This is a genomic window from Rummeliibacillus pycnus, assembly GCF_050459865.1.
In the GTDB taxonomy this organism is placed as follows: domain Bacteria; phylum Bacillota; class Bacilli; order Bacillales_A; family Planococcaceae; genus Rummeliibacillus; species Rummeliibacillus pycnus_B.
Map to the genome: position 1 here is coordinate 38,991 of NZ_JBCMNM010000106.1, position 17,658 is coordinate 56,648.

The 17,658-nt window shown below is 35.1% G+C and carries 18 protein-coding genes, 1 pseudogene, 1 riboswitch and 1 other annotated feature (1 of these 21 cut by a window edge); of the genes and pseudogenes, 4 read left to right on the forward strand and 15 right to left on the reverse strand.

Annotation, left to right across the window (positions count from 1 at the left end):
- Positions 1–114, reverse strand: a binding site (T-box leader) (it extends 88 nt beyond the left edge of the window).
- Between the two features lie 57 nt (positions 115–171).
- From ABE048_RS18715 to ABE048_RS18750, 8 genes are all read right to left on the reverse strand, one after another.
- Positions 172–924, reverse strand: coding sequence for a hypothetical protein (locus ABE048_RS18715; protein ID WP_430312786.1), 753 nt, complete (start codon positions 922–924; stop codon positions 172–174).
- Positions 925–1,121: 197 nt separating this feature from the next.
- Positions 1,122–3,377, reverse strand: coding sequence for a S8 family serine peptidase (locus ABE048_RS18720; RefSeq protein ID WP_430312787.1), 2,256 nt, complete (start codon positions 3,375–3,377; stop codon positions 1,122–1,124).
- 145 nt (positions 3,378–3,522) lie between these two features.
- Positions 3,523–4,248, reverse strand: a complete 726-nt coding sequence (locus ABE048_RS18725) for an ECF transporter S component (RefSeq protein WP_430312788.1) — start codon at positions 4,246–4,248, stop codon at positions 3,523–3,525.
- Positions 4,209–5,900 (reverse strand): ABC transporter ATP-binding protein, encoded by a 1,692-nt coding sequence (locus ABE048_RS18730; protein ID WP_430312790.1) that lies wholly within the window; start codon positions 5,898–5,900, stop codon positions 4,209–4,211. Before ABE048_RS18730 ends, ABE048_RS18725 begins: the two co-directional genes overlap by 40 nt.
- Entirely contained in the window at positions 5,873–6,754 is an 882-nt protein-coding gene (locus ABE048_RS18735; RefSeq protein WP_430312792.1) for an energy-coupling factor transporter transmembrane component T, read from the reverse strand. Before ABE048_RS18735 ends, ABE048_RS18730 begins: the two co-directional genes overlap by 28 nt.
- Positions 6,755–6,767: 13 nt before the next feature.
- Complete coding sequence (locus ABE048_RS18740) at positions 6,768–7,703, reverse strand: DUF4430 domain-containing protein (protein WP_430312793.1); 936 nt, start codon at positions 7,701–7,703, stop codon at positions 6,768–6,770.
- 82 nt (positions 7,704–7,785) lie between these two features.
- Complete coding sequence (locus tag ABE048_RS18745) at positions 7,786–9,372, reverse strand: Ig-like domain-containing protein (RefSeq protein ID WP_430312794.1); 1,587 nt, start codon at positions 9,370–9,372, stop codon at positions 7,786–7,788.
- Positions 9,373–9,549: 177 nt separating this feature from the next.
- Positions 9,550–9,738: riboswitch (cobalamin riboswitch) on the reverse strand.
- 147 nt (positions 9,739–9,885) lie between these two features.
- On the reverse strand, positions 9,886–10,044 hold the full coding sequence (locus ABE048_RS18750; RefSeq protein ID WP_430312795.1) for a transcriptional regulator: 159 nt from the start codon (positions 10,042–10,044) through the stop codon (positions 9,886–9,888).
- Positions 10,045–10,660: 616 nt separating this feature from the next.
- On the opposite strand from ABE048_RS18750, the gene ABE048_RS18755 reads away from it, so the two are divergent.
- The 4 genes from ABE048_RS18755 to ABE048_RS18770 are packed head-to-tail and all read left to right on the forward strand — an operon-like array spanning position 10,661 to position 13,407.
- Positions 10,661–10,990: a PadR family transcriptional regulator gene (locus ABE048_RS18755; protein ID WP_430312796.1), complete on the forward strand. Its 330-nt coding sequence runs from the start codon at positions 10,661–10,663 to the stop codon at positions 10,988–10,990.
- Between the two features lie 14 nt (positions 10,991–11,004).
- A complete protein-coding gene (locus ABE048_RS18760; protein ID WP_430312797.1) occupies positions 11,005–11,871 on the forward strand; it encodes a pentapeptide repeat-containing protein in 867 nt (288 codons plus the stop codon).
- 13 nt (positions 11,872–11,884) lie between these two features.
- Positions 11,885–12,646: an ABC transporter ATP-binding protein gene (locus tag ABE048_RS18765; RefSeq protein ID WP_430312799.1), complete on the forward strand. Its 762-nt coding sequence runs from the start codon at positions 11,885–11,887 to the stop codon at positions 12,644–12,646.
- Positions 12,647–12,648: 2 nt separating this feature from the next.
- Complete coding sequence (locus ABE048_RS18770; RefSeq protein WP_430312800.1) at positions 12,649–13,407, forward strand: ABC transporter permease; 759 nt, start codon at positions 12,649–12,651, stop codon at positions 13,405–13,407.
- Positions 13,408–13,490: 83 nt separating this feature from the next.
- On the opposite strand, the gene panF is transcribed toward ABE048_RS18770, so the two are convergent.
- From panF to ABE048_RS18805, 7 genes and pseudogenes are all read right to left on the reverse strand, one after another.
- Positions 13,491–14,936 carry a sodium/pantothenate symporter gene (panF, locus tag ABE048_RS18775; protein WP_430312810.1) on the reverse strand — a complete coding sequence of 482 codons (1,446 nt, stop codon included), beginning with the start codon at positions 14,934–14,936 and terminating at the stop codon, positions 13,491–13,493.
- Positions 14,936–15,205, reverse strand: a complete 270-nt coding sequence (locus ABE048_RS18780; RefSeq protein WP_430312801.1) for a YhdT family protein — start codon at positions 15,203–15,205, stop codon at positions 14,936–14,938. Before ABE048_RS18780 ends, panF begins: the two co-directional genes overlap by 1 nt.
- A gap of 325 nt (positions 15,206–15,530) precedes the next feature.
- Positions 15,531–15,740 (reverse strand): annotated as a pseudogene (locus tag ABE048_RS18785) (ABC transporter); the annotation flags it as partial.
- 36 nt (positions 15,741–15,776) lie between these two features.
- Complete coding sequence (locus ABE048_RS18790) at positions 15,777–16,187, reverse strand: SRPBCC family protein (RefSeq protein WP_430312802.1); 411 nt, start codon at positions 16,185–16,187, stop codon at positions 15,777–15,779.
- Positions 16,184–16,510 (reverse strand): ArsR/SmtB family transcription factor, encoded by a 327-nt coding sequence (locus ABE048_RS18795; protein WP_430312803.1) that lies wholly within the window; start codon positions 16,508–16,510, stop codon positions 16,184–16,186. The genes ABE048_RS18790 and ABE048_RS18795 overlap by 4 nt, the downstream gene beginning before the upstream one ends.
- Before the next feature lie 280 nt (positions 16,511–16,790).
- Positions 16,791–17,066 carry a PepSY domain-containing protein gene (locus ABE048_RS18800; protein WP_430312805.1) on the reverse strand — a complete coding sequence of 92 codons (276 nt, stop codon included), beginning with the start codon at positions 17,064–17,066 and terminating at the stop codon, positions 16,791–16,793.
- A 167-nt stretch (positions 17,067–17,233) separates the two neighbouring features.
- Positions 17,234–17,434 (reverse strand): hypothetical protein, encoded by a 201-nt coding sequence (locus ABE048_RS18805; RefSeq protein WP_430312806.1) that lies wholly within the window; start codon positions 17,432–17,434, stop codon positions 17,234–17,236.
- Positions 17,435–17,658: the final 224 nt, after the last annotated feature.

The following is a 17,658-nucleotide window of genomic DNA, read 5'->3' on the forward strand; positions in this document are numbered from 1 at the left end:
CTGTTCAAGTAATCACTCGCAGGTCCATTCAATAAGGAAATGGATCGACTTCCACCACCGCCGACTCTCTGTACCATTTTGCGCTTATTTACTACTCCTGCTCAACGATTTCAATTTGAAATTGTAAGTATGTTACATATTATAATGAAAGATATAGGAATATTCAATAAATTATTGTTCAACATGAATTCTTGTAAAGAACTTTAACATATAGCGTAAATAACGTCGAATTGTTGTAATTCGTTCTTCAAGTGATGAAGCAATTGTTCGATAAAACGATACCCCTTCGTCAGTTCCTCTTAAATTGCGGACAGTTCTCTTTTCATCAGGCCATGAACCGACTAAATACCCTTCTTCTTCAAGTTCCCATGCTATTTGATATAAATAGCCATTTGATGGGGACCAGCCAAATAGATCCTCTAATTGTTGGCCAACCTCTGCCATATAAAAACTAGAACGAGTTTGTGAAAGCTTTAGTGCTAAGTATCGAACAGCATCTTTTACCGAAATCAGTTTTGAAAAGTAACTTCGAAAGTCTTCAGGCAATGGATGTTCTGGCTTAGGAGGCTTCTCTCCATTTCTAGTTAATTCATAATAAAAGCGATCTAATACAAGAATGATTTCATGAAAGCGTTCAAAATAGAGCTCATTATAACGATTCAATCGATTTGAGCCTAATTCTGTAGTTGTGTACAAAACCTTTTTGTGAATTTGTTTAGAGGAAAGAGCACCTTCTGCCTCAAGTTGTTTTGCTATCCGTGCAACATACTCATAGCCAACCTTCCGCCCTGGGAATTCATCTTGAAATTGTTGATGGATTTCTACAGAGTACTTTTCAGTATTTTGAGTTGAATAAAGCCAATAGAGAGCTAATGTATCTTTTACACTAAAGCCTACTGTTTGTTGAAAATTCTTTTCTTTCATGGATGAAAACCTCCTTTTGGGCTATTAACAATATTATACCAAAAATATTGTTAAATTGTAGGAAAATGCTACTTAAAACAGCAAAAATTCAATATTTCAACAAGTATACTTAAGGGGAATTATTAAAATGGTCTGAACTATTACGAAGGGCAGATGTAAAAGTGAATTTCTGCACTTTTACATCTGCCCCGAAAGTATTATTTCACTGTCATTTTTAAACCTTTACTTTTTACGCCTTGTTTATTGGTAGCATAGACAGTTAACACTGTATTTTGTTGTTGGTTTCCAATATATAAGAAAAAGTACCCTTTTGAATCAACTTTATCTGAAACTAATAATGTATTACCTCGATAAACGGAAACTTTTGAATATAGCTCAGATTCACCACGAATAAATTTTGTTGTTGTATAGACTTTATGAACCATTGGCTGTGCAGTGGTTTTAGCTTGTTTAACAGTTAATTCTTTCGGATTACTGATATTCCCAACTGGATCTACAGCATATATCTTCAAGGTTGTACCAACTGCTTGAAATGAAAGGGGTAATTGGAATTTGCCGTCTTCACTTACTTGTCCTTTCACCACTGTTTTTGCTCCATTTTTAACAACGATAGAAGTATGATGTGTTGCTTTACCAGAAATGGTATGGTTACTTGTCGTAATGGAATCTACTGAAGGAACTTCAATTTTTTTAACTTTTGGTGTGTGAATTTTTGCTTTAATACCTTCCGAAATATTTCCTGTTGTATCTTCGGTAATTAATTTAACTTCGTAATCTGTATCTGGTTTTAATTTCTTAATTGAATATTGATCGTTATTTGTGCTATCTACAAATTTATTGTTGATATAAATTTGTGTTTCATAAAAATCATCGTCAACGGGATTGATCCAAGATAGATTCAGTGAATTAATTTTAAGTTTTGATATTTTTAGTCCATCGATTTCACCGGGTGGTGTTACATCATCTAATGTTCGAATTGTTTGTTCCACGCCATCGGAACTATCGCCGTTTTTATTGATGACTTTTAATTTTATTTTGTAATCTGTGTCAGAGTCTAAATTCTTTAATGTATAGGATGAACTTGTCGTATATTTTATACTTTTGTTATTTATAATGATTGCCACTTTGTTGAAAGAAACATCATCTGGTAGATTGAATGAGATTTTTGCACTGTGATCTTTTACTTTAGAAATAGTTACGTTTTTCAGTTCTTCAAGTTTTGTTTCTGTAAATTTTGGCAATTGAGCCAATCCATAACCGTATTTAGAATCTTTCCCTTTAGTACCTAAATCCAGTGCGCTATCGCTCAATTTTTGTATAAGTTCACTTGAAGTACTATAAGGATACTTTTCTTTTAATATTGCAAGTAAGCCCGTAACATGTGGAGCAGCAAAAGAGGTTCCTGAAGCATAAAACAGTTCCCCATTGCTATTAATCGTTGGTACATAATCACCTGGCGCTGCAAAATCAACCGTTGTACCAGTATTTGAAAAACTACTACATATTTTGTCTTTTCCGATTGATGTAACAGCAATAACATTATTATAACGAGCAGGGTAAGTCGGCTTATTTGTATTCCCATCATTCCCAGCTGAAGCAACAATAATAATTCCTGATTTTACTGCTAAATCAACTGCTTTTTTTAGAGAAGGATCATCTTCATAAATACTAGATGAAATATTAATAAGATCCATTTTATGTTTAATTGACCAGTTGAATGCCTCTATTACTTCAGCTATACGGCCATCCCTTGTTCCATCGGCATATTTTAAAGAATAAATCTGGACATTTGGTGCTACACCGATAACATCTGAAATAGTATTATCAAATGTTGCTCCACCGATTTGTGCACCTAGAACTGCTGCTACGCTAGTACCGTGACCTTCCCCATAATTTCCTCTATCCTTATTATCTGATTCATCAATGCTTTTGGTTTTCGGATTATCTTTTACAAAAGAAACTCTCTTTACCACATTTGGTAAATCAGGTACATCATTTATCCCTGTATCAATTACGGCTACTTTAACACCTTTACCTAGATAGCCATATTTCCAATAAGTTGGTGACTTTACATAATTTAAATTCCAATAGGATTTATAGGTCGGAATTTGAATAGATGCATCGACGGACTGATCATTCGATAGTTTCATCTTTTTTGTACTATTATTGATAAATTCTATATTGCGATTATTTAATAATTCTTTGTATTCCTTTTGATTAATAGAAGCACTGACCATTCTTACACTACCCAATACATTTTCAACCTTGGAAACATGCTTCAATATATACTGCTTCCCTGTATCGTTTTTGTAGGAAATCAAAACATTAGTAGACGTATTAGCTGTTTCTTTTGCATTCACGCTAGGGATTTGTAACATAAAGAAGCAACTAGTTAAACAGATGGCAGAAAGCAATTTAATTTTCAATTTCGTTGTTAATTGCCAGTTAAACAAACCATCACTCTCCATTTCTATGAAAGAAATAAATTAAACTTAAGGCGATATAATAAAATATCTATTTATACTATATTATGCCCTAATTAATAGAAAAAAGACCGTTAATATGTATTTGAACATAAAAAACAGCCTTTTTCTACTATTATTCTAATATGCCATATTTTATTTTTATTCGAGTTAATTTTTCACCAATTGGTTTAGCGAGAATTAGTAAAAAGACAATATTTGAAATAGAATACATAGCGGTATATGGTATGGCAGTACCTGCTGCAGCCAAGTAACGACGCCAAGTAAATTCACCATCATAGGATATCACAGTCCAAATATCCATTATAAGTGAAAATAGTATTCCACTAAAAAATCCAAACAGAATTAAAGGGATTTTATGGTCCATCCAACCGGATTTTCCTACTATGCCTGCAATATAGCCTATTAGTCCCCAAGTAAACATTTGGAAGGGTGTCCATGGACCTTGGCCAAAAAAAATATTAGATGCAATAGCTGTAGTTGCTCCAGTAAGAAATCCAGCAGAAGGTCCAAAAGCAAAGCCCGTAATAGCAACAATTGCAGTAATAGGCTTAAAAGCTGGCGCCCAAACAAATGCTGCTCTTCCAGCAACTGCTATTGCGGACATTACCGCAATGATTAAGATTTCTCTTGGTTTTGGTTTCTTGCGCTCAAAAGACATGAGAAAAGGAATACATGCAAGTAAAACGATAATCAATGAAAGTATGTTGTATCGACGATCTTCCCATAATGTTACGCCCATTACTAAGCAAAGTGGAATAACAATTAAGACAATAATTGAAGTCACAAGAAATTTCTTGTTTATGATTCGATTAGATGTTTTTTCTGATGTTTTTTGCAAAACGTTATCACATCCTTACTAGTAATGGCATTTGAGAATAAATGACGAGACATTCGATGAGCTGCAGTAGTGTAAAAATGATTTCCACTATAAAATGCTCTTGTATTATCAGAAGAAACGATATTGCCATCAAAAAACAGCGCACAACGATCCGAATTGGATGCAGAAAATTCAATGTCATGTGTGACCATTACAATTGCAACATTTTGTTTCTTCAAGTTTTCTAAAATCTTAGACAACACTTCTTTTGAAGCTGCATCCATTCCTTTTGTCGGCTCATCTAATAATAGAATACGTGGATGCAATAATAGTACTTTTGCCAGTGCAACTTTTTGTTGCTCCCCTCCACTTAAATCGTACGGATGTCGAGCTAAGAGAGTTTCTAAATCTAATGCTTCAACAATTGAATTGATTTCATTTATTGCTTGTTCTTTCGGAAGCTTTAATGTTTCTACTACTGCTTCTAATTCTAGTTTCACAGTTTTAGAGACTAGAATAGTTTGTGGATCTTGTGGAAGGACAGCTAAACATTCATGATATAAATCTTGATTAGAGAACTTTTTCATCGATTTGCCATCTATCAATATTTTTCCTCTGTATGGTTTATAAATGCCGGACATGACTCCAAGTGAGGTAGTTTTCCCAGTACCGTTCCCACCTAAGATACTAATTAATTCCCCCGGATAAACTTGTAATGAAAGGCCTCTTAAAATATCCATACCGTTTTTTTCATAACGAAACCAAGTATCCTGTATATCAAGAATAGGTTTTTCAGTATTCTTCTCGAGATCTGTTTCAACATGTATTTCGTGTCCAGGTTCAAAATTCTCAGATAACCATTGTCGACCTTCACGAATTGTTAAAGGAGCCTTAGTCAGACTGTTTAAAGCATGATGAACACGAATTGGTGTTGGTAGCCCTAGAAGCATTGGGTGATCTTGTGAAACATGTCGTAATTCATTTGCCACTTGATGTGGGGCCCCATTACAAATGATTTTACCTTCATCCATAACAACAACTCGATCAGCAATAGGATAGATTTCTTCTAATCTATGTTCTACTAAAATAATTGTTAATCCAAGTTCTTTATTTAACTTATGTAAAGTAGTAATGAATTCACTAGCAGCAATCGGATCAAGTTGAGAAGTCGGTTCATCTAAAATTAGTAATTTAGGTTGCATAGCCATAATAGCTGCTAGATTTAATAGTTGCTTTTGCCCTCCTGAAAGATCCATTGTGCTTTTTCTAAACCAAGTTTGGATTCCAAAGAAATTAGCCATTTCGGCAACTTTTCTACGAATGGTCATCGTATCATAACCAAGATTTTCTAATCCAAATGCAAGTTCATGCCAGACCTTATCTGTTACAATTTGATTTTCGGGATTTTGCATAACGAAGCCAATCTCAGATGCTGCAACTCTTTCCGTTAGTTCGTTTAACAAAGTACCATCATAGTAAATTGCACCCGAAGTATTGCCGTGCGGAGTGATTTCTCTTTTTAAATGTCTTAATAAGGTACTTTTACCACAGCCAGATGTACCACATAGAACAACAAATTCACCTTCTTCAATTGATATATCAATTTGTTGTAATACGGGTTGTTGTGCTAGTGGATAGCTAAAGGTTAGTTGTTTGATTTCAACGAACGCCATTTTAATGCCTCCCAAAGTTCAATGATGCTTGGTATCGCTAATAACAAAGTATAGGATCCATATAAAAGTATAGAAATTTCATCGAATGTAATTTCACTAAACGTTGGATAGAAATAAAAGTCATTATTATTTAAAAAACTACCCGAAACGTTGGTGATGGCTAAGATCAGTAAGAGTGATAACATAATGCCGTCTCTTTTTTCAAATGTAAATAATGAAAATGTAGAACGATCCGGTAAACCATAGCCTCTAGCTTTCATCGAATCAGCTGTTTCAATGGCATTTTCCAATGCCCAAGTAATCAGGATAGAAATAATACGAATTCCACATTTAATACGGTGAAATAAGTTACCCGAAGAAATATCCATTCCGATTGTTTTTTGAGCATTAGAAATCACACCTATTTGATGCTTGAATCGAGGGAACAGACGCAACGTCAAAGAAATAACCAATGCAAATGCTGGTGAGATCTTTCCAAATAGATAAAGAAACTTATCTGAAGTCATAACTGCACTATAACACCCGAACCAAAAAATAACGGAGCAAATCATAATAGACATCGCAAACCCATAAGCAATTGCTTCAATTGTAATCGGGTTATTATCAATATATAAAATAATTTTTTCCCCATCATGTGTAATAAGAGGATTAATTAATGCTGCAATTAGAAACAGTGGAATCATCCATTTTAGTCCATTTAAAAATGATTCCTTATTTACTTGAATACTTAAAATAGTAGATAGTATAAGTGAAATAATTAAATAGACTGGATGCATATAAAACATTGTGAATCCTACTACCAATATAAAATAACAAAAAAGAACAATCGGATGATAGTTTGCAAAAGCTTTCAATGTTTTTCCTCCTTTAATACCAACCGATGTCCTTCCCTTGGTTCACCGTATATTGCCAAACGATTTGATCACCATCTTTTACATTATACCCGTCACATCCAACGCCAGGTTTTTTACCGTTTACACTATACATCCAACCAGATAATGGTCCTGCATTTTTTTCATATAAGTGGTTGATTCCTTGAATATAGACCATACCATATTTGTTAACTCCAGCACCTTCATATTCAAATTGAACATTATGCTCTTTTAAAGCCCTTAAGGTAATACTCCAAGCTGTATCATCATCACTTAATATTTCATATTTCGAGGTTGTAACAATTGCTCCATTTTTTGGTACGTATTTTTCGTTCTGTAATGGTTTTTCAAGTTTAGCGTAATTTTCAGCTTTCAAAAGTGTATCTACTCGTACTGAAATCGTAACGTATTTTTTCTTTTTTTTAACTATTTTTTTATCTGTTGCTTTTGATGTAGAATTCGATTTATTTAAGTCATTATTCTTAGATGCTATTGTTTCTTTCTTTGCTTGGTTTGTTTTATTGTTTGTAGATTTTTTTTCAGATGGCTGTGTTTGTTGTTTTTCTTGGTTTGCATTCTTTTTTAAAGCAATTGTTTTTGTTTCTTTAACAGATGATTTTACTTCTTTTTTCTCATTATTTAAGGTTGAATTTTCTGAATTTATATCTATTTGTTTTGTTTCATCCGCTTTTTTCGTACTATCTTTTGTATTCTGTTTTTTTTCGGTTGGTTTATCTGAATTATCAATGGTCTTTTTAGACTGTTGATCTTGATTCTTCCCATTTACAGGAATAACGTTTTCATTTGAGGCATTAATGCTTTTTTCGTCTGCATTTTGATTGTTGTATTGTTCGACTGTTTGGATTTTGCAACCAGCAAGGCACAAAACCGCAATAATTAAAGAAAGAATATAAAAATGTACTTTTTTCATTGATGACACCTCCGTATAGATGGCAATAGGGCGTTAGAAATTGGCTCTAACACCCTTGGGTAAAATCTATATTTTTGTAGAATTATTTAGATTTAACAGTAATCGTTTTAGAAGCGCTTTTGTTTTTTGCGGCATCTTTCACATAAACTGTTAGTTTTGTACCAACTTTTTGTTTTTTGATAGATAATGAATATTTCCCTTTAGTTGATACTTTTCCTGTTTTTATGACTTTTTTATCTTTTACAATGTAAACGGTAGCCTTAGCTTCAGCAGTACCAACTACTTTTGTAGAATTTTTTGTTACTTTATTAATTGTTGGTACTTTCGGAGCTGTTTTATCAACTACTTTTACAGATACAGTTTTGCTGTTGTTTTTACCTAAGTCTGTTGCAACGATTTTTAATGTTGTACCAGCTTTTTGTTTTTTAATTTTGATAGAATATGCACCTTTAAAATCTGCTTTAGCAGTACCGATTACTTTAGAACCGTTTTTAACTGTAACTGTAGCGTATGATTCTGTCTTACCAGTAATCGTAGTCGTGTTGTCAGCCACTGTTTTTACAGATGGTTTTTCAGGTGCTTTTGTGTCATAGGCAAGGTTTTCAGCCTTAACTTCAGACATGTTATAAAATGGTGATACTTTTTCTTTTTGTTCGAATCGATCATACATTGTTAATGCTCTATTACCTTGAGGTGTAGCATAAGAAGGATCAACGGCTTTTTGATTTGAACTCATCTTTAAACCACCAGTTTTTGAATCAACTGCAGTAAGTAAGTTTTGGATAGTCCAATAACCATCAGTTTTCACAAATCCAGCTTCTGTTTTTGGGTCAATTTTCAATGCTAGAAGACTCATTACAACTTGAGAAATTGAAGCAGCATTATCACCTTTTAACCAATCCGAATAAATACCTGCTTTACCGTTTAATTGTTTTTGTAAATATGAAAGTGCTTTATTAACAGATATTGATACTTTATCTTGATTCATGTATGGAGCTAAAGCAGTCACCACCATTGCTGTTGTATCTGGATCTGCATCCGCACCAACAGCCCACCCGTAACCATTATCTTTTGTTTGAGCAGTTAATAGTTCATCAATAATGGAATCTCTATTTAAATTCTTATATTTTTCTTGATCAATTGTATAATTATTTGCATCTAGAGCTAATAAAATAGTAGATGTTTGAGTAAAAGTACGATAATCCGCTTTTGTTTCATTATAAGAGTCTAGCATTTTATCAACTAGATTGACTCCAGCAACATTCGTTGGATCTTTACCAATAGAGCTTAAAGCTATAATAATATTGGCATAATCGGAATACGATTTTCCAATATTCCCGTTTTTTTCTTTGGTGTTTTTTACGATGTTATTGTAATATTGCGCATAATAATCCTTCGCTACTGGATAATTAGAACGAGCTAAGTTTGTAACGACATATTCATCGCCTAAATTAGGATTTGGTGTAATACTTAGCAAGAAAGCACTTGAGTTTTTAAGAGCGTTTTTATAGCTAACATCTTTACCAACAACATTTGTATCATTAGTTGTTGTAACTTGAGTACTTTCCTCCGCATGTGCTACAAGTGATGCTGGTAGTTGTGATGATACTAACAAGCTTGCTAATGAGACTGGTGCTACCCATTTTTTGATTGATTTTTTTGAATACATGAAAAAGCCTCCATTCTTTTGGACAATCATTGAAATACTGTCTTGTAGGAATGGAGGCAATCGAAATTAGCCATAAAAAAATCTTTACATAAGTGATATGTAAAGAGTGTTTGGACGTGAAATGTAAGTAAATCATATGTAATGCATTTCAGTTTTCCACACCTCCCCCTCGAAGATCAGAAACGATTGATAAAAGCAGGTCTCCTGGCTTATGTGATCTATTACTCTCTCACCTTCCCAGCACTTCATTTCAGCCAGTGGTTTACGCGATTTCAACACATTTACAGTAGCGGGGCTGCATCGGATTCACACCGATTTCCCTATTATCCCAAGCAAATCTTAGGCACTTCTATCTTTTTATTATGTAATTGTCATATTATTTAGTATTTCATAATCAACTAAACATGTAAATGATTTTTTCACTTTTCAAAAATATATTGATTTAAATGCTATAAAACCCCTACCAATCATTGATTTGATTAGCAGGGGTTTTATAAGTGACTCGCGGCGACATCAGGCATTTATTTCTTCTCTCCTTTTTGTATGCTCTTTAAATGCATTGAGTTGTTCTTCCGTTAAATTGTTAATAAAAAAGAAATAGTCTTTCGATTCTAATCCAAATTCTTTGCAAGCGTTACAATATCGTTCGTAGCTTTCTCGATACATTTCCATTTTATCTCCTCCTGTTATATAACAAATTAATTTATTGATAATAATATATAACAGAAAGAGGTCCGTGTCAACTGAATTATCTGAAAATTATTTATAAATTAAATGATTGTCGCATGATTTTTTGTTTACAACAGAGGTGATGCCACATTCTTTTTAATACTTCTATTTGTTCTAGATTTTTTTGAATTTCAATCATTCATTCTTTCACAATTAATTGAATGGGTAACAAAATTCATATTTCCTTGGATATTCGTGTATTGGTTCATGGCATGCCCTGTTAAAGGATTTGGGGCCTTTTTTTTATGTCTAAATAATCTTATAACAACAGCCCTTTTGAGGATGATTACCAAAATTAGATTTAGTTTTCATTAGCAAATACTAAACTTCTTAATCAAATTATCATATTACCTTGACAGTCACAGTAGTGTGCTGTGTTGCATATTGTATGAATGGAGGTGGTTATATGAGCAAGATCAAAATCACATCCGATCTGTTTCGTGGCCATACTGATACGATGATTTTATGGCTCTTTAATCAAATTATTATAATTATCATATTACCTTGACAGTCACAGTAGTATGCTGTGTTGCATATTATACGATATGGAGGTGATTAAATGAGAGAAAACAAAATCACATCCGACCTGCTGCGTGGCCATACCGATACAATGATTTTACGGCTCTTATCTGAAGCTGATCGCTATGGATATGAGATTGTTAAGCTGATTGCCGAACGCTCTGGCGGCAAGTATGAGTTAAAGGAAGCCACGATGTACTCAAGCGTTCGGCGACTTGAAGCAGATGGCGATATCGAGTGGTATTGGGGCGATGAATCTCAGGGAGGGCGGCGTAAGTATTTTAAGATTACCGAAAAAGGTAAATCTATTTACGCCAACAACAAAAGCAATTGGGAGTATGCAAAGCGCGTATTAGAAAAATTATTATAAGGAGATGTGATGTTATGAAAGAGAAATTAACTCAATATGTGAATGGCGTTTTTGCGCCATATAATGGGGTAAAAAGTGTTGACGAACTAAAAGTTGATCTGCTCTCCGATTTACAGGAGCGGTTCAGTGAACTAAAAAAAGAAGGTAAGGACGATGAAACAGCCTTTGAGATGACTATTTATAGCATCGGGGACATCGAACAAACGGTACAGGAGGTTGCCAACCTCTCCCGCTCACTTGAGCGTCAGGTACTAACAAACTTCAGCGCAAGCAATTTAACAAATAGTGACTTCGTGGGTGTTACCGCACATAAAGGAAAATTTGTGGCGAGCGCATTGCACGGCTCCGACTTTTCCGGCGCAGACCTGACCGGCAGCTTATTTAATTCAAGCGATGTGCGTGAAGCCAATTTTGACAATGCAAATCTGACTGACTGCAACCTATCTGCTATTGACCTTGCGGATTCGAGCTTCAACAAATCCATTCTTGTACGTACCGACTTTAGCAAGTCGTGGATGGCCGGAACAAAATTTATAGATGTAAAACTGACCGACGTCAAGTTAACCATGACCGACCTTAGAAAAACAATCTTTGAAAATTGTATCTTTGACGGTGTGGACTTCAAATATTCCGACCTGACAGGGTTGTGTTTAGATGGTCAGACCTTTATCGGCGTAAAGTTTGACAAGGCGGCGCTAAAAGAAGTTTCGTTTAGAGGCGCAACACTCAAAAATGTGTCATTCATTTCAGGGTTTACCTTGTCTAAGAAATATTACCGTGCTATTAAATCCATCTGTTTTGATGGCGCAATGATGGATAAACTGACCTACGCTGCGCTAAGAGGCATGGAAGTAGATTTATCAAAGGTTACAGTTATATAAGGAGGAGAAGAATATGCAACACAAGTCAATTGAAGTAAAAGGTTTGCAAAAGTCCTACAAGAAGCTTCAGGTTCTAAAGGGTGTAGATTTTGAGGTGAAAAAGGGAAATATTTTTGCTCTGCTTGGCTCAAACGGTGCCGGTAAGACAACGATTGTCAAAATCCTCACCACATTGCTGAAACCGGATGGAGGGACTGCCTTCGTAAACGGATTCGAGGTTGTGTCAAAGGACGATAATGTGCGAGAGTCGATCAGCCTCACCGGACAATTCGCCGCCGTAGATGAGGTTTTGACTGGGCGGGAAAATCTTATAATGATTGCCAAGCTACGGCACCTTAAACATCCACGCCAAGTTGCAGATGGGTTGCTAAAACGCTTCGGTTTGATCGAGGCCGCTGACCGCAGGACGTCTACTTATTCTGGCGGTATGCGCCGCAGGCTTGATATCGCCATGAGTCTTGTGGGAAAACCGCAACTCATTTTCCTCGACGAACCGACTACCGGGTTAGACCCCGAGGCTCGAATCGAGGTTTGGAAGGTAGTCAAAGAACTTGCTGACAGCGGCACAACGGTATTCTTGACCACTCAGTATTTGGAGGAGGCTGAACAGCTTGCTGATAGAATTGCCATTCTGCATGAGGGTAGGATTATTGCCAACGGCACTCTTGAGGAACTGAAAAAACTATTTCCACCTGCAAAGGTGGAGTATGTGGAAAAACAACCTTCATTGGAGGAGATATTCCTCGCAATCATAAATAAAAAGGAGGAAAAGTAACAATGAATAAACATTTTTTCAGTGACATGTGCGTTATGCTTGGACGTTCCATGCGCCATATTATGCGAAGCATGGACACTATCATTACGGTTACTATCATGCCGATTGCACTTATGCTACTGTTCGTCTATGTGTTTGGTGGTGCAATCGAAATCGGTACAGATAACTATGTGAACTACCTGATGCCCGGCATATTGCTAATAGCGATTGCAAGTGGTATTTCTTATACGGCATACCGCCTATTTTTAGATAAGCAAAGGGGTATATTTGAGAGGTTTCACTCCATGCCGATTTCGCGTTCCACCGTGCTGTGGGGGCATGTGCTAACCTCGCTTGTATCCAACGCCATTTCTATTGTCGTTATCATTCTCGTTGGGCTTATTATGGGCTTTCGATCATCGGCGGGGGTGCTGTCATGGCTCGCCGTAGCCGGTATACTCGTGCTGTTTACGCTCGCCCTGACTTGGATTGCGGCGATTGCTGGACTGTCTGCAAAATCGGTGGAAGGTGCAAGCGCCTTTTCCTATCCGTTAATCTTCCTGCCGTTTATCAGTTCAGCGTTTGTACCAACCGATTCTATGCCTTCCGCAGTTCGCGCCTTTGCCGAAAATCAACCGGTAACCTCAATAGTGGAATCCATTCGTGCGTTGTTGACAAGTCAGCCAGTGGGTAATGATATATGGATTGCTCTTGCGTGGTGTGTTGGGATTATGATAGTAGCTTATATCTTTGCAATGAGTTTATATAAAAAGCGGATATGAAGAATGTAATGCAAAATATAAATTTAGCAGAGTTATATAAACATAAAACCCAAACTTCACTTTTCAGAAGTTTGGGTTTTTCTTTAAATAATATGTTCAAAATCCTTAAATTTTTTATGTGTCGAAAGACTTACTAATACATAAGTGAGGAGTGAGAATAAAATCGGTAATGTTACAGTATGCATACCGAATACATTTGGCCAAAGCTGATCAATTAAGATATAGCTTGTTAAGCCAATAATCATGGAAGTAATCGCCCCGTATTTGTTGCCCTTTTTCCAATAAAGTCCGAAAACAACAGGCCATACAAATACAGATTCTAATCCACCAAATGAGAATAAGTTTAGCCAAACAAGTAAATCAGGTGGTCTAAGTGAAACAATGATAACAATAACACCTATGATAGCTGTAACCATGAAACTAATTTTTTTGATTTCATTATCTTTCGCATTTGGTTTGATAAAGTTTAAGTAAATGTCTTTTACAATAGTAGAACTTACAAGCATTAACAAGGCATTTACTGTTGATATAATGGCAGCCATTGGAGCAGCAAGTACAATACCAGCCAAGAATGGTGGTAAAACTTTTAATGTTAGCATTGGCATTACTTTATCGCCGATTTCAATACCTGGGATTACAGGTCTTGCTAATACACCTGTCAAATGCATTCCGAACATCACCGTACCAATTGCTATTGTTCCAATAATAATCGCTGTGTGCATACTTTTAGAGTTTTTATATGCCATAGCACGTACGGCGATTTGTGGTAAGCCTATAACACCAATACCAATTAATATCCAAAATGTTGATACATAAAGTGGTGTTAATGAATCATCAGCACCAAATGGAGAAACAAGTTTTGGATTTTCAGCAACAAGATCTGCCATTATGTTCGAAATACCGCCACCTGCAATAATCGTACCTACTAATATGATAATACTTCCAAGCAACATTACAGTACCTTGCACTGCATCCGTAAGTGCAACAGCACGGAAACCTCCAATAATTACGTATATTAGTACTACGATTGCGAAGACAAAGAGTGCAGTCGAATAGTGCCAGCCTGTCAATGATTCAACTAATCGCGCACCACCAATCCATTGTGCAGCCATAGATGAGAATAGAAAAATGATAATACTTATTGCAGAAACTATGACAACTACATTACTACGATAACGTTCACGGAGAAAGTCAATTAATGTAATCGCTTTTAATTTTCGTGAAATAATTGCAAATTTCTTACCTAACACCATTAACACATAATAACCAGCAGGTAACTGTGCCATCGATAATAGTACCCATCCAAGGCCTTTATTATAGGCAACACCAGGTCCTCCGATAAAGCTTGACGCACTACCATAAGTAGCCATCATTGTCATAGCTAAAAGGAAACCGCCCATATTTCGTCCGCCTAAAAAATACTCTTGTAAGAATGAGTTGGAATTCATAACATGTTTATTAGCCCAAAATCCTATTACAAAGATAATAACTAGAAAAATGACTAGCGGTATAATGACATGCCAGTGTATCATTTGCGTTCACCATCCTCTTCTTCATCAAACGGTACATCCTTAAAGAAGAATTTGATGACAACAAAAATTAATACAATCATAAAAAGTGTTCCAGCTATACAGCTATAAAAGAACCATGCTGGAAAGCCGAAAACATATGTATAATCTTTCGGATCCCCTGAGCCAAGCCCATATGCAAAGCCAAACCAGATTGCAAAGTTAATAATAACTAATACAATACCAATTATTGCTTCACGATTAGCTACTTTAAAACGCTTATCGTTCATAATTACTCCCCTTCAAATAAATCGAATACTGTTCTATTTTACTTATTTAATAAAGAAAAGAAAAGTATCAATGACTAATTACATACTGTTACACAATTAGTTTACATAATAAAATTATATAATTAAAAAATAATTTTAGTCTATTTGTAATAAATTTGATAGGTCATAACATTATTCGGCCTATTAGGGGCATCGTCAGGAAAATAAAATAGCCCATCTTCTCTGCAAATTAAAATAGAGAAAATGGGCTTTTCCATTACTTCATTAAAGCACCCGAACATATATTTAGGATTTTCTTTCCATCGCTTATTTTAATATTTCTAATTTAATTATTTTCCTCAAGGAATTGGTAAACTGCCATCATTTTTTGTTTATTCAACTCACGAATACGATTGAAAATCGGAATATCTGAAACAGCTTCAAGATTTAAACTTTCTGTAATAGCATCACTCACTTTGCCAGATATCCATGATTGCACGTCTATGCCTTCGACAATTTCCTTTCGGCCTTCATCTTTGATGCCACTTGCATAACAAATGCATCCTTGAGAATGAAGTAATTATTTTTCCATTTATGCTAACACTTTTTCGAGCTGATTACCCATATTCGTCCAACCATATTTAGCTCCCTCGATAGCTCCTTCGCGGGCTTTTGTTTCTTCGCTAAATCCAGTTTGATCTAGATGTAAATGGATTATTCCATCTGAACCTTCTTTCACTGTCCATGTAACAGTAGTGTTTTCTCCAGCACTTTCCCAAGTGTAAGATAATGTATGAGGCGCATCTACTACGAGCACCTCACAATTTACAATTCCATCCCACCAGTCGGAAGGCTTTGCCCGAAACTGACATTTATGTCCAACGACTGGTTTAAAATCATTTTCCCATATCCATTTCGCAAGAGTATCCGAATCTGTTAAAGCGTTCCACACTTGCTCAATTGAACTTGTAAATTGAAAATCTAATGTTACATCTGGTTTCATTTTTCTTCCTCCAATAAAAGATTTAATTTAGCAATTCTTTCTTTCCAGAATCCTTCGTAAAAAGATACCCAATCTTGAACTTCTTTCAACGGATTGGCATTTAACCGATACCTCGTTTCCCTACCAACCCTTCGAGCAATTACAAGATCAGCATCTTTAAGGATAGCCAAATGTTTAGAAACTGCTGTACGCCCCATTTGAAATTGTGAAGTTAATTCGTGAAGAGGTAACTCATCTGCTTCTGACAACAAACCTAGCAATTTACGTCTTGTTGGGTCAGCAATGGCTACATAAACATCACGCTCTTGATTATTCTCGTTCAAAATCAACCTCCCCTTATTAATTGGACACCAATTGGTGCCTTTATTATAGGACACCAAATAGTGTCCAGTCAAATTTTATTTTTGACATAATGGCATTAGTTTTTTTCACCTATCATCAAGTATATCAATATGACGCTTCATTTTCAGGTTCTCGGTATCCTGTAAAGTGGGTGAACTACATTGAAATAATGGAGATGGATAGTTATTCCTTCCCTAAAATTAAGAAGAACATAATAAAAGGCCTCAAAATAAGAGGTCGATTTCAAGTGATAAATACAAACTAACATATAGATGTTTCACTTTTTGTTATTTCGCCATTTCCGATATCAACATAGTCAGTTCCGTTCTCGCAGTTTTCTTTATATTCCCATTTAACAATATATTCATTACCCTTGAGGCTAACTGATATTATTTTAACTTCACCAATGTTTTTAATGTGATTTTTTAACACAATTGATTTTGCTTGTTCTTCAGAGATTTTTGGCTCTGAAATGTTATTACAACTACCTATTACCAAAAACGACAATATAGAAAATATTAATACTATTCGCTTCATAAATTTTCACCTCCATATTCATTTAGACGCTAACACTATTAAATTTCCAAATAACACCTTTTAAACTTCTATTTTATCAGATAATTATTAAGCCATTAAAACACTACAAGCATTTTAAATGAAAAAGGATCGAACCTTGAGTTCAATCCTCTTTATAGTATTACTTTCTAATTTTCAATAAAATTCACTATGACAAATACTAATGAGAAAAAAATAAACAACAGAATAATATATCCCATTATTCGAATACCAAATGGCTGATTATTTAGATTCCAACTTTTAATTGATTCAGGTTGCCCCATTGTCCTTTGTTCATCCTGCAACGGGTTGTATGGATCTAGGTTTTTATCGTGATCATTTTTATTCATACAATCAACTCCTAAATTCATTTTTATATTAAACCTATACTGTAATTATTTACATTGCTGTAGACTCACAAAATCAATTTAGAGAATTGTATAGCCAAATTATACAGGATAATAATTGTAAATAAAATTATTATTAGTAGTTTTTGGTAATGGTATACACTTTAATATAAAATATACGAACATTTCATGATATCCAATTTAGGCCATTGTGAAGCGAAAGACGG

What these genes read in the sequence shown, in the direction of transcription:
- ABE048_RS18715 (WP_430312786.1), bottom strand. Translation starts at nt 924, where the DNA reads ATGAAAGAAAAGAATTTTCAACAAACAGTAGGCTTTAGTGTAAAAGAT.
- ABE048_RS18730 (WP_430312790.1), bottom strand. Translation starts at nt 5,900, where the DNA reads ATGGCGTTCGTTGAAATCAAACAACTAACCTTTAGCTATCCACTAGCA.
- ABE048_RS18740 (WP_430312793.1), bottom strand. Translation starts at nt 7,703, where the DNA reads ATGAAAAAAGTACATTTTTATATTCTTTCTTTAATTATTGCGGTTTTG.
- ABE048_RS18745 (WP_430312794.1), bottom strand. Translation starts at nt 9,372, where the DNA reads ATGTATTCAAAAAAATCAATCAAAAAATGGGTAGCACCAGTCTCATTA.
- ABE048_RS18750 (WP_430312795.1), bottom strand. Translation starts at nt 10,044, where the DNA reads ATGGAAATGTATCGAGAAAGCTACGAACGATATTGTAACGCTTGCAAA.
- ABE048_RS18755 (WP_430312796.1), top strand. Translation starts at nt 10,661, where the DNA reads ATGAGAGAAAACAAAATCACATCCGACCTGCTGCGTGGCCATACCGAT.
- ABE048_RS18760 (WP_430312797.1), top strand. Translation starts at nt 11,005, where the DNA reads ATGAAAGAGAAATTAACTCAATATGTGAATGGCGTTTTTGCGCCATAT.
- ABE048_RS18765 (WP_430312799.1), top strand. Translation starts at nt 11,885, where the DNA reads ATGCAACACAAGTCAATTGAAGTAAAAGGTTTGCAAAAGTCCTACAAG.
- ABE048_RS18770 (WP_430312800.1), top strand. Translation starts at nt 12,649, where the DNA reads ATGAATAAACATTTTTTCAGTGACATGTGCGTTATGCTTGGACGTTCC.
- ABE048_RS18780 (WP_430312801.1), bottom strand. Translation starts at nt 15,205, where the DNA reads ATGAACGATAAGCGTTTTAAAGTAGCTAATCGTGAAGCAATAATTGGT.
- ABE048_RS18790 (WP_430312802.1), bottom strand. Translation starts at nt 16,187, where the DNA reads ATGAAACCAGATGTAACATTAGATTTTCAATTTACAAGTTCAATTGAG.
- ABE048_RS18800 (WP_430312805.1), bottom strand. Translation starts at nt 17,066, where the DNA reads ATGAAGCGAATAGTATTAATATTTTCTATATTGTCGTTTTTGGTAATA.
- ABE048_RS18805 (WP_430312806.1), bottom strand. Translation starts at nt 17,434, where the DNA reads ATGAATAAAAATGATCACGATAAAAACCTAGATCCATACAACCCGTTG.